Here is an 11,920-nt window from a genome sequence, read left to right as displayed (position 1 = left end):
GCGCGGGCGGCACGGTGGTGCTGCGCGCGGTGGACGTCCTGAACTGCGGCGCGGTCGAGGCACGGGGTGGCGCGGGCGGCGACACGAAGCTGGACAAGCAGCCCCTGGGGCCGGGCGGTGGAGGCGCCGGAGGCCGGGTGTTGATCCAGGCCAGGAGCATCGCGTGCTTCGCCGACGTGAGCGCGGGCAACGCGGGCGTGTCCGCCTATCCGGGCGCGGGTTCCTACGGCGCGACGCCGGCCTCCACGACGGCGGATGGCGGCACTCCGGATGGGGGCCCGCTGCCCGACGGGGGCACGTCCACGGGGTCGGTGCAGCAGGTGGATCAGGCGTTCCAGGTCCCTGTCTCGCCGGTCATCACGGCGCCCGCGTCGGGTGAGGCGTCCACCACCACGCGCCCGCGCTTCCAGGGGACCGCGGGCACGAACGGGCCGGTCGTCCACCTCGTCGTGGACGGGCGGGAGATTGGCGCGGTGGTGCCGGGCGCGACGGGGCAGTTCACCTACGACCCCACCACGCCGCTGAGCGCGGGAGCGCACCAGGTCGTCGCCTGGTCGGAGTCGCTGGGCGTGGCGAGCAGTCCGTCCACATCGGTGCGCTTCTCCACGCCTGCGGTGGTGCTCGCGGACGGCGGCGTCGTGCAGATGGCCGTGCTGGTGGTGCCGGGCAACGGAGACACCGTGGGCCCCACGCCGCTGTTCGCCGGGACCACGACCAATGGCGTCAACGTGGGCGTGGTCATCGACGACGGGCCGGACCACATCGTGCCGTTGGACCTGCTGGGGCGCTTCCGCTACCAGGTGCCGGAGTCGGAGCCGCTGAGCGTGGGCACGCACAAGGTCACGGTGCACGCGCACAACGAGGCGGGGGATGACGGGCCGTACTCCGACGTCGTGGGCTTCGAGGTGGTGGTGCCCGGCGCGGACGGCGGCACCGACGCGGGCACGACGGATCCGTTGACGCCCACGGTGCTGGTGCCCGAGCAGGGCGCGACCGTGGATCCGACCTTCATGTTCGTGGGCGTGGCGCTGCCCGGCTCCGACGTCCAGCTGGAGCTGGATGGCAAGGTGCTCGCGACGGCCACCGCGGATGACGAGGGCGTCTTCCGGCACATCCTGACCGCGGACACGGCGCTCGCGACGGGGGCGCACAAGGTCGTCGCGCAGGCGGTGACGGCGGAGGGCGAGGCGGGGCTGCGCTCCCCGGAGGTGGACTTCCAGGTGCGTGGCCCCACCGACCTGGACGTGGGCTGCGGTTGCGGCACGGCGCCCGCGGGGATGATCAGCGTCTGGGCGCTGGTGGGCCTGGGCGCCCTGGTGCGCCGCCGCCGCTCGCGGAGCTGAAGGATGGGGCGCGGTGCCGGATGGGCGCCGCGCCCGGGCCATCAACCTTCGTCCAGGGCTTCCAGTTGGACCTGCGCGATGTCGCGGTAGAGCGGCACCACTTCATCCTTGAGGATGTCGCGGAGCACCTGCCGCGCACCATCCACGTCGCTCGCCTCCTGTCGCCTCGTCGCTTCGCTGAGGGCTCGTGACAAGCGGTTGGAGCCATCCCGGATCCGCCGAGCAACCTCGGTGAGCAGCGTGGCGGCGCTTGCCTCACCTTGGAGCGCCCGCTCGACATCTGCCGCTGGAATGCCGACCTGAGGGCCGGTGCGCTGGAGGATGGCGCGCGACTCGGCGGTGAGCGTGAAGGCCTCCCCGGCCGAAACCCGACGCGAAAGGTCCCGAACGTCGTCCCAATTCAATTCCTGCTCGTTCATGGGGTTCCTAGTTGCGGCGAGGACGGCAGAGGTCGAACGGCCACTGCTTCTGACCCTCGCAGCTTCGCAGGCAGGCGTAACAGTCGCCCAACCAGCGAGGTTTCTTCGAGTCCTTGCACTGTACGTAGCGATCAATGCAGTGCTGTCGCCACCCATCGTCCGGATCGTCCAGCTCCTTGAGCGTGACGCCGACAGCTGTCGCGCCGACAGCCGCGGTGCCCAAGAGGGCAGCGGCTTCGGCGTCAGTAAGCCCACACGCAGCGGGATTGCCCGGGTGGGCCTCCACACAGCACGTCTCACTGTCGATGCATGTCGCGGTCGCGCAGCCCATGGTCCACAGGGTGCACAGCGCCAGCGCGAGCCTGAGATGCTCAAGTGAGGATTCCATGCCTGTCATGGAATCCTAATCCAGGGGGACCCGCCAGGCGTCCAGTGGGGTCGGCGGGCGCGGCGTGGGGATGGCCGTTATCCTCCTGCGCTCGAAGGCGTCCCGGCTCCCGGGGCGACAGGGTGGCGCGCGTGACGACGGACGTGTCCTCGGAAGAAGCTCCCTCGCGGCGGTCCCGGCGCTCGGCCGGTGCTCCGGGGTGGCGGTGGGTGCTGTCGCTGCTGCTGGGGTTGGGCCTGCCCACCGCGCTGCACGTCTACATCGGCCTGCGCCTCTTCACCGCCCCCGGCTGGCCCGCTCCCTGGGCCGCCCTGGGCTGGGGCCTGCTGGGCCTGTGCTACCTCGTCCTGTTGGCGGGTTTTCGCGCCGCGCGCCGCGAGGCCACCGGCTTCACCCGCGTCATCCAGTGGGGGGCGTACCTCTGGCTGGGCGCCTTCGGCGTGTTCCTCACCGCCGTGCTGGCCTCCGACGTCGTCGGCGCCGCGCTGTCCCTCTCCGGTACCGTCACCGACATGCACGCGCTCGCCCGGGGCCGAGCGGCCGCCGTGCTGGGCACCGTCGTGCCCGCCGTGGCCTTCGCCTTCGTCACCGCGCGCGGCAGGGCCCGCGTGGAGCGCACCACCGTGGCCCTCCAGGACCTGGGCCCGGGCCTGGACGGCCTGCGCGTCGTGCAGCTGTCCGACGTCCACGTGGGCCCCACCCTGGACGGCGTGTGGCTCCAGCGCGTGGTGGATCAGGTCAACGCCCTCAAGCCGGACATCGTCGCCATCACCGGTGACCTGGTGGACGGCTCCGTGGACCAGCTGCGCGACCAGATGACGCCGCTCGCGTCCCTCCAGGCCCCGCTCGGCGTCTACTACGTCACCGGAAACCACGAGTTCTACCACGGCGCCCGCGCCTGGATGGCCGAGGTCGCCCGGCTGGGCATCACCGTCCTCACCAACGAGCACCGCGTCGTGGAGCGCGGCGGTGCCCGGCTCGTCATCGCCGGTGTCACCGACCACGACGCGGGCCACATCGACCCGCCGCTGAAGAGCCGCCCGGACCTGGCGCTCGCCGGCGCCCCGCCGGACGTGCCCCGGCTGCTGCTGGCCCACCAGCCCCGCACCGCCCTGTCCCTGGAGGGCCTGCGCGTGGACCTCCAGCTGTCCGGCCACACCCACGGCGGGCAGATCTTCCCCTTCATGTTCTTCGTGAAGTTCCAGCAGCCCGTCGTGCAGGGCCTGGCCACCGTCGCCGGGACCCGCGTCTACACCCACCGCGGCACCGGCTACTGGGGCCCCCCGCTCCGCCTGGGCCCCGCCCCGGAGATCGCGGCCCTCACCCTGGTAGGAGTTCCCCGTTCTGGCGGTGATTCAAGCCAAGCTTGATATTTCCGTTCTAGCTGCTTATTGTTCGGGACGTGGCCACCGCACCGTCTTCCCTCCTTGTCCCGGAATTCGCTTTCAGCCGTCCCACGGCGCCCGCGGTCCCGGGTGCGCGGCGCGGGGCGGCAGTGCAGATCGCGGCGCCCCGGACGGGGAAGGCGGCGCCAGTGCTGCTGGTGGTCTCCGAGGCCCCTGAAGTCCGGCTGGCGGTGGCGCGCGAGGTGGGGTTGGGGGCCCGGCTGGTGACGTCGCTGGGCGCGACGTCGGCGGACCGGCGGTTGGACACGGGCGTGGCGGTGGACGGGCTGGTGCTGGACCTGGACGCGGATCGCCGCGTCGTGAGCGACTTCCTCTGCCGGCTGGTGGACCGGGGCTTCCACGGCCCGCGCATCCTCCTGTCCTCCGGTTTCCGTCCCGAAGCGAGCGCCACCTTCCCGACGGCCTGCCACACCCACTTCGCACTTGGCCGGCCCTGGCGCGCCGGTCAGCTGCGCTCGCTCCTGGAGAGGGTCCTTGGGGTCTCCCACCTCGCTCAATCCGCAAGCCGTCCGTGACTCCCGCCGTGACGCTCCCCGCCTGGCGCCGTTGACGGCGCGGGTGGCGGACGCGGGCCACGGGCTGTTCACCGGCATCGCCGGGGCGTCCGCGGGCGCCGCGCGCAGCGCGTACGTGGCGCTGGTGCTCTTCGCCAGCGGCATGGCCCGCTGCGCGACGGGGCGCTCGCGCGACGGCCTGCCGCAGCTCAAGCGCTGCCTGTTCCGCGTGGCGCAGGTGCCGGTGGACCTGGTGCTGATGCTGGGCGGGCGCGTGCTGTCCGCCGTGCAGGTGGTGACGGGCCTGGAGCCCGTGGGCCGCCGGCTGACGGACGCGGAGGTGGACCGGCTGCGCCCCATCTTCGGCGACAGCCTGGACTACCACTGCGTGCGCGTGAAGGAAGGCGCCCTGGGCCTGCTGGGCCTGCCGGGCCGCGCGTTCGCCCACGGCGACATCCTCTTCATCCCCCCCGGCTACGGCGCGGTGGGCTTCCGGCTGCTGGTGCACGAGCTCACGCACGTGTGGCAGCACCAGCATGGCGGCACGGGCTACCTGAGCGGCGCGCTCGCGGCGCAGTACCTGGGGGACGGCTACGACTGGCGCAAGGCCGTGGGCCACCGGCGCTGGGCGGAGCTCAACCCGGAGCAGCAGGCGCAGTTCATCGAGGACGCCGCCGACGCGCAGCTCATCCCCCACGTGGGCCGCCCCACGCCCCAGCAGCGGCTGCGCGGCTGGAGCGACGCCGCCCTGTGCCTGCTGGACGAGGCCCTGGACTGCCTCTACGCCGGACGGGGCGCGCCGTGAGGCCCGCCCCGTGACGTCGCGCACCGCCCGGCCCGGCGGCGCGCCCGAGGGCCGCTGCCTGCAGGCCCTGACCTGGCGGCGCCTGGAGTCCCCCGGCACGGAGCACTTCGAGCTGTGGGAGTCCGCCGAAGGGCCCCTGCTCACGGGCACCGCGGTGCTGGTGGGCGAAGGGCTGCCGCTGCTCGTGCGCTACACCGTGGCGTGCGACCCGGACTGGCACACGCGCGAGGCGCGGCTGGTGCTGCACCAGGGCGGCACGCGCCGCACGCTGGTGCTCCAGGTGGATGACCACCAGCGCTGGTGGCGCGACGGGCGCGAGCTGCCGGAGCTGCGCGGGTGCGTGGACGTGGACCTGAGCGTCACCCCCTCCACCAACACCCTGCCCATCCGCCGGCTGGGGCTGGAGCCCGGGCAGGGCCGGGACGTGACGGCCGCGTGGGTGCGGCTGCCGGACCTGTCCCTGGAGCGGCTGGAGCAGCGCTACACCCGGCTGTCCTCCACGCGCTACCGCTACCAGAGCGCGGGCGGCGCCTTCGTGGCGGAGGTGGACACCGACGCCCTGGGGCTCATCACGCACTACCCGGACGGCTGGGAACGCGTCGCCACGTCCGACGGTTGAGCCCGGGCGCAACCCTCGCGCCCGAACCCGGACAATCCTTCACGCCTCCCGGGGATTGTGTGTCGTTTCATGTAGGCTTATGGAGCCGTGAACGACGCGCTTCCCGTGGACGGGGGAATGCAGGACTACCTGTCATATAGGGATGGGCCCGGGTGACGTGGCGGGTTATAACGACCTCTGAACCGTTCCGGCGGTGGAGGGGCCGTGAGCCTTACGGCCACCCCACCGGACGTCACGTGCAAGGTTGATGTGGTGAAAACCCACCCCCGAGGTCCTCTCGCATCCGGCCGCGTCCGGAAGAAGCCCCGTGTGGCGCCCGCGTCGGCGGCGGCACTGTCGCGGCGGCAGTTGGAGCGCAAGCTGGCGGTCAGCGTGGGGGCGGCGGCCCGGGCCGCGCGGCTGCGGGCTGGCCTCACGCAGGCGGACGTGGCGGACCGCGTCGGCATCGCGTCGGAGGTCTACGGCCGGCTGGAGCGGGGCAAGATGATGCCCAGCGTCCCCACGCTGTTCCGCCTGTGCCTGGCGCTGCAGCTGTCCGCGGACGCGTCGCTGGGGCTGGCCGTGGCGGCGGCGGCGGGCGCGGGGCTCTGGGAGGAGGACTCCACGGACAAGGACGACCTGCCGGAGATGCGCCGCCTGTTGCGCGCCGTGCGCCGGCTGCCGCGCCCCCAGCTCAAGCTGATGAGCCTGGTGGCCAGCGCCATCCTGCCCACGCGCCGCTAGGGCCCGGGCTGCTCAGGGCGCGGACGCGGGCGGGCGGGCCGTGTTCGCGCGCGGGGCCACTTCCGTCACCCGCCACACCCAGCCGGACGGGGTGGGGTCGCGGTGCGCGGTGTTCACGTCCACCGCGTACACGTCCAGGGTGTGCTCGCCCACGGGCAGGTCCTTCAGGCGCCACGGGGACTCGCAGGGGATGTAGAGGCTGCCGTCCAGCGAGCACCAGAACACGGGCTTCAGCGTGGTGGCGGTGAAGACGAAGGTGGCCTCCCTGGAGGGCGTGGCCCCGGGGGGCCCCTCGTCGATGAAGGTGTCCGGCCCCTCGTTCCCCGCGCGCGCCAGCGACGGCGGGAACAGGAGCGGCATCAACATCAGGCACAACAGCAGTGACGCGAGCAGTCCGTGGGGAAGGTAGCGCAGGGACGGCGGGGGAATCATAAGCAGGCTCGCGTGACGATGGAGGCCGCACGCACCCGTGCCCAGGGCATGTCGCTGGAGAGCGGCCTGGGAGGGCTGGGGCGTTCCATGGCGTCCGGGGAATGGGAAAGGGCGACTTCCTGGAAGGTGGGGATGGATCCGAAATGGGGCGCCCCGTCCCCAGGACGGTGCAGGGCATCCACGGCGCGACGTGACGCGGAGGGCCAATGTCCTCCAGCGGAAAGGGCGCGCCGCCGTCACGGCCCCCGCCGTGCGGTGATGGCACGCGTCACGGGGCAGCGCTTGTCAGGGCGGACATCCCCTGGCCTCATGGACGCTGGCCGGGACCTGCCTTGCACGAACGCCATCACCCATGACCTTCGCGAAGTGGAGCACGCCCTGGCACGCCGCCGCGCTGGTGCTTTCCCTGTGCCTGCTGGGGCCGGTGCTCCCCGCCCGAGCCCAGGCTCCTGAAGCCGACCCCGGCAGCGCCCGGCTGGGCGACACGCTGGACGCGGGCCTGCCCGTCACGGAGGAGAACCTCACCACCGGCTCCGCCCCGCGGAGCATGGACGCGCCGTGGACGCAGGGGGACGCCCGGCAGGACGGGGGCGCGGGCACGGTCGTGAAGGAGGCGGACCTCCAGCGCACGGACGCGGGCTGGGCGTTTGAAGCGGGCGCGGCGCCGGACGCGGGGGACGGCGGGCCCACGCAGGCCGCCTTCGTGCCGCCCGCGCTGGTGCGGGACTCGCCCGCGCCGTACCCGCCCCGGCTGGTGGGCGAGGGCGTGGCGGGCACGGTGAAGCTGGAGCTGCTGGTGGACGAGGCGGGCGAGGTGGACACCGCCACGCTGGTGGAGGGCGTGCACCCGCTGCTCAACGAGGCCGCGCTGCACGCCGCGCCCTCCCTGCGCTTCTCCCCCGCGATGATGGAGGGCCAGCCCGTCGCGGTGCGCCTGTTCTTCGAGTACCGCTTCGAGGCGCCCGTCCCGGTGGCCTCCGGCGCGGACGGTGGCACGTTGGCGCCGCAAGGCCCCATCACCCTCAAGGGCCTGGTGCGGGAGAAGGGCAACCGCCGGCCGCTCATCGGCGCGACGCTGGTGTCGGACGCGGCGCCGGATTCACCCGTGCAGACGGACGAGAACGGCCGCTTCGAGGCACGCTTCCCCACGGGCGGCCAGGCGGTGCGCGTGTTCGCTCCGGGCCACAAGCCGGGCCTGTTCCGCGAGGCCTTGAAGTCCACCGAGTCGCTGGAGGTCGTCTACGGCCTGGAGCCGCTCGTGGTGAACCCCTACGAGACGGTGGTGCGAGGCGACCGTGAGCGTACGGAGGTCAGCCGCATCACGCTGCACGACGCGGAGCTGCGCGAGGTGCCCGGCACCATGGGCGATCCGTTCCGCGTGGTCATGCTGCTGCCGGGCGTGGGCAGCATGCTGTCCGGCGTGGCGTACCCGGTGGTGCGCGGCAGCCAGCCCGCGTCCACGGGCTACTTCCTGGACGGCATCCGCATCCCCATCCTCTTCCACCTCTTCCTGGGGCCCGCGGTCATCCACCCGGACTTCCTGGACGCCATCGACTTCTATCCGGGCTCGCCGCCGCCGCAGTACGGCCGGCTGATGGGCGGCGCCATCGACGGACGCCTCACCCGGCCTCGCGACGACCGCGTGCACGGCAGCGCCTACGCGGACTTCATCAACGCGGGCTTCTTCATCGAGACGCCCTTCAAGTCCACCGGGACCAGTGTCAGCCTCGCGGGCCGCTATTCCTATACGCCGTGGATCATCGCGCTCGCGGCCAATCAGTTGCAGGACCCGCCGCCTCCGGGGCGCACCAACCCGAAGGTGGTGCTGGACTTCTGGGACTATCAGGCCCGCGTGGAGCAGGACGTGGGGGAGGGCAAGCTGCGGCTGTTTGCCTTTGGCTCGTCGGACACCTTCGGCTCCGAGGCGCAGGACGACCAGAGTGACACCGCGCTCCAGTCCATCGCGTTCCACCGGGTGGACCTGCGCGGCCGTCATCCGCTAGGCAAGGGCGAGTTCGAGGTGGGCGGCACCTGGGGCACGGATGATTTCGCCGTCGTGTCGCGCGGGCCGGACAACGGGAACGAGATCCACATCGACCAGAGCACCTTCTCCGGGCGCGTGGGCTACAGCGTGCCATTGGATGAGCGGCTGCTGCTGCGCGCGGGCGCGGACGTGGACCACAAGCGCGCCATCGTGGATGTGCTCACGGTGGAGAACGGCCAGGAGGTGGAGGAGGACACGGTGCGCGTGCCCGTGGCGCTGGCCACCTTCACCGGCGCGTACGCGGAAGGCGTGTGGACACCGGATGACAAGTGGACGGTGGTGCCCGGCCTGCGGCTGGACAGCTACCACCTGTCCGGCGGCTTCGACCACAAGGTCATCGAGCCGCGCCTCACCGTGCGCCGCAAGCTCAGCGACACCGTGACGCTCAAGGGCGGCGCGGGCATCTTCCACCAGCCGCCCACCACCCTCATCAGCCTGCCGGTGGTGGACGTGGGCAGTCTGTTGTTGGGCCTCCAGGAGGGCGTGCAGCTCTCCACGGGTGTGGAGTGGAAGGCCTTCGACAAGTGGGAGGTGGGGCTGGACGTCTACGTGAACCCCATGCTGCGCACCATCGAGCTCACGCCCTTCTCCGACGAGGGCCTGACGGACGACCTGGACGGCGGCGGTGACCCGGATCAGCCGCCTCCGCCCGGTCCCGGTGGGGACGTCAACCAGAACGGCTTTCGCCGGGTGCGCGCGCGGCAGGTGGACGTGGATCCTCCGCCCGTCAGCCGGGACGACTGGGACCTGCCGGACTTCACCAGCCATGGCCTGGCGTATGGGTTGGAGCTGCTCATCCGCTACCCGCTGGGAAACAACTGGTTCGGCTGGCTTTCGTACAGCCTCCAGCGCAGCACGCGGCGCACCACCTTCTATCGGTATGACTCATCAGGTCGGGCCCTCTCCGAGGACTCCGCGGACCTGCCCTTCGCGTTCGACCAGACACACATCCTGAACCTGGTGGTCAGTCACAAGTTCTCCAACAACATCACCCTGGGGGGCGTGCTCCACTTCAACACCGGACGCCCGGAGTACGGCACCCTGGGAAGCCAGACGCACCGCGAGGGTACCGACAGCGACGGCCGCCCCACCTGGGTGCAGGTGGATCGCGATCAGGTGGACCGGCTGCCGCCCTTCTTCCGCTTCGACCTGCGCGTGTCCAAGGCCTGGGCCTACGAGACGTTCAGCATGGAGGCCTACCTGGACATGCTCAACGTCACCCTCAACACGGAAACGCTGGGCTTCGACTACCTGGGCGGCGGCTACAGCCGGCAACCCCTGACCAAGAGCGCGGTGGGACTGCCCATCGCCCTGCCCATCATCGGCGTCAAGGGCCGGTACTGACCTGTCCTGGAGGGTAGGGTGAATGCTCGGGGGTGAGCATTTTTCCACGCCTCCTGCCCTCCGGGGCTGCTCCATTCGTGGCCAGATGTGTCAGTATTCCGCGAGACGCGGGTTTTTCCAGCCTGCCCGGCACCGACGTGGAGGGTGGGGGACAGGCCCGAAGCGTCGGGGGGAGCACGATGATGGGTTTGTCCTGGGGGCCGGGCATGGCTCCGGCATGGGAACTGCCCGCTGACAGCGAGACGCCCTGCATCCTCCTCGAGCCGCTGCACGGGGAGACAGGGGAGGCGCTCGACTTCCGGTGGACGTCCATGAACGTCCCGGCCGAGGGCTGGGTGCGCTCGCTGGAGCTGGGCCGGCACCTGTCCCTGTGGGCGCGGGAGGGCGTCGCGCTGTTCGACGTGGCGGCGTTCGTGCGCGTGCTGATGCGCGGTGTCCCGCATGTGGGGCTGGTGCCAGGGGACCCGGCGGGGCGGCGGTACGTGGTCGTGCGTCACGGAGAGGGATTGGCGCTGTGGCTGTTGCCGCGCGACGAGGGGCAGGCGGCGGACGCCCACCAGGCGGAGCGGGAGCGGGCGGCGCGGCAGGAGGTGGAGGCGGCGCTGGCCCGGGCGGAGCAGACGGTGAGCGCGCTGCGCGAGGCGGAGGAGCGCTACCGGCTGGCGACGCGCGCCACACATGACGTGCTGTGGGACTGGCACTTCGCCACGGACCGCGTGCGGTGGGACCCGGGCACGGGGGACGCGTTCGGCCACGCCACGGCGGTGCTGGAGCACAAGCTGGGCTGGTGGGGCGAGCGCGTGCACGACGAGGACCGCGAGCGCGTGGTGGACCGGCTGGTGGAGTTCGTCGCGTCCACGGGCGACGTGTGGAGCGAGGAGTACCGCTTCCAGCGCGCGGACGGCAGCTGGGCGCACGTGCTGGACCGCGGCGTGCTGGCGCGCGACGACGAGGGGCGCCCGGTGCGGATGATTGGCTCCATGATGGACGTCACCGAGCGCACCCGTCAGATGGAGACGATGGTGGAGGAGGCGCGCTTCCGCGAGCGCTTCATCGGCATCCTGGGACATGACCTGCGCAACCCGCTCAACGCCATCGTGCTGTCGGCGCGGGCACAGAAGCGCCGGGGGCCGCTGGAGTGCACGCCCGAACAGCACCGGCAGCACGCGCAGCGCATCGAGGCCTCCGCGACGCGCATGGGGAACATGATCGCGGACCTGCTGGATTTGACGCGCGCCCGGCTGGCGGGCGGCATCCCGCTGCGCAAGGGCCCCACGGACCTGGGGGCGGTGTGTCAGCAGGTGGTGGACGAATTGTCGGCGGCGTACCCGGACCGCGCGGTGGCGGTGGACGTGGACGGCAAGGCGGAAGGGGAGTGGGACGCGGAGCGGCTGGCGCAGGTGCTCTCCAACCTGGTGGGCAACGCGCTGGAGCACGGCAGCCCGGACGCGCCGGTGTTCCTGCGCTGCTGGGCGAAGGGCGAGCACCAGGTGCTGGAGGTGCAGAACCCCGGCTCACCCATCCCGGAGGAGCTGCGCGAGCGGCTGTTTGATCCGTTCCGCCAGGGCGAGGGCGAGCGCGTGCAGGGCCGGCGCAACGGCGGCCTGGGGCTGGGGTTGTTCATCGTGAAGGAGATCGTCCAGGCGCACGGGGGGACGGTGGAGGTGACGTCGTCCGAAAAGGAAGGCACGACGTTCACGGTGCGGCTGCCGCGGCCTCCGCGTCCGAAGGCCAGGGTGAAGGCAGGCAAGGGCCGCACTCGGACGGCCTGATCTTTTGGAAGGGGTGAGCGTTCGCCGCCATGCGGTGAATGAGAGAGCGTCCTCCGCCGCACGCCGCGCGTGTTGTGCGAAGGACCGAAGGGGATGGGCCGGGAGGGCAGGGGCGCTGCTCGCTTCGTTGG

10 protein-coding genes are annotated in these 11,920 nt (G+C 72.0%); 8 read left to right on the top strand and 2 right to left on the bottom strand.

Features of this window, described 5'->3' with window-relative positions:
• Nucleotides 1–1,343, top strand: a 1,343-nt coding sequence (locus tag D7W79_RS29970; protein ID WP_244222046.1) for an MYXO-CTERM sorting domain-containing protein, incomplete at its 5' end; no start/stop codon positions are given.
• Nucleotides 1,344–1,384: 41 nt separating this feature from the next.
• Here D7W79_RS29970 and D7W79_RS29965 read toward each other — a convergent pair.
• Nucleotides 1,385–1,762, bottom strand: coding sequence for a DUSAM domain-containing protein (locus D7W79_RS29965; protein WP_120528790.1), 378 nt, complete (start codon nt 1,760–1,762; stop codon nt 1,385–1,387).
• A 519-nt stretch (nt 1,763–2,281) separates the two neighbouring features.
• On the opposite strand from D7W79_RS29965, the gene D7W79_RS29955 reads away from it, so the two are divergent.
• From D7W79_RS29955 to D7W79_RS29935, 5 genes are all read left to right on the top strand, one after another.
• Nucleotides 2,282–3,520 (top strand): metallophosphoesterase, encoded by a 1,239-nt coding sequence (locus tag D7W79_RS29955; RefSeq protein WP_439099250.1) that lies wholly within the window; start codon nt 2,282–2,284, stop codon nt 3,518–3,520.
• A gap of 164 nt (nt 3,521–3,684) precedes the next feature.
• Complete coding sequence (locus tag D7W79_RS29950) at nt 3,685–4,071, top strand: hypothetical protein (RefSeq protein ID WP_244222045.1); 387 nt, start codon at nt 3,685–3,687, stop codon at nt 4,069–4,071.
• Complete coding sequence (locus D7W79_RS29945; RefSeq protein ID WP_244222044.1) at nt 4,031–4,855, top strand: eCIS core domain-containing protein; 825 nt, start codon at nt 4,031–4,033, stop codon at nt 4,853–4,855. Before D7W79_RS29950 ends, D7W79_RS29945 begins: the two co-directional genes overlap by 41 nt.
• A 10-nt stretch (nt 4,856–4,865) precedes the next feature.
• On the top strand, nt 4,866–5,474 hold the full coding sequence (locus tag D7W79_RS29940) for a putative glycolipid-binding domain-containing protein (protein ID WP_120528788.1): 609 nt from the start codon (nt 4,866–4,868) through the stop codon (nt 5,472–5,474).
• A gap of 348 nt (nt 5,475–5,822) precedes the next feature.
• Nucleotides 5,823–6,197 (top strand): helix-turn-helix transcriptional regulator, encoded by a 375-nt coding sequence (locus D7W79_RS29935; RefSeq protein WP_167497754.1) that lies wholly within the window; start codon nt 5,823–5,825, stop codon nt 6,195–6,197.
• 12 nt (nt 6,198–6,209) lie between these two features.
• Here the strand turns inward: D7W79_RS29935 and D7W79_RS29930 are convergent, their stop codons facing one another.
• Nucleotides 6,210–6,629 carry a hypothetical protein gene (locus tag D7W79_RS29930; protein WP_120528786.1) on the bottom strand — a complete coding sequence of 140 codons (420 nt, stop codon included), beginning with the start codon at nt 6,627–6,629 and terminating at the stop codon, nt 6,210–6,212.
• Nucleotides 6,630–6,981: 352 nt separating this feature from the next.
• On the opposite strand from D7W79_RS29930, the gene D7W79_RS29925 reads away from it, so the two are divergent.
• Together D7W79_RS29925 and D7W79_RS44580 are read left to right on the top strand one after the other, a co-directional pair.
• Nucleotides 6,982–10,017 carry a TonB family protein gene (locus D7W79_RS29925; RefSeq protein WP_244222043.1) on the top strand — a complete coding sequence of 1,012 codons (3,036 nt, stop codon included), beginning with the start codon at nt 6,982–6,984 and terminating at the stop codon, nt 10,015–10,017.
• Nucleotides 10,018–10,223: 206 nt separating this feature from the next.
• Complete coding sequence (locus D7W79_RS44580; protein ID WP_208729876.1) at nt 10,224–11,789, top strand: PAS domain-containing sensor histidine kinase; 1,566 nt, start codon at nt 10,224–10,226, stop codon at nt 11,787–11,789.
• The last annotated feature ends 131 nt before the right edge of the window (nt 11,790–11,920 follow it).

Source organism: Corallococcus exercitus (genome assembly GCF_003611585.1).
Lineage (GTDB): Bacteria > Myxococcota > Myxococcia > Myxococcales > Myxococcaceae > Corallococcus > Corallococcus exercitus.
Note: the sequence above shows the minus strand (reverse complement) of the source record. Positions and strands in the feature narration are given on the sequence as shown.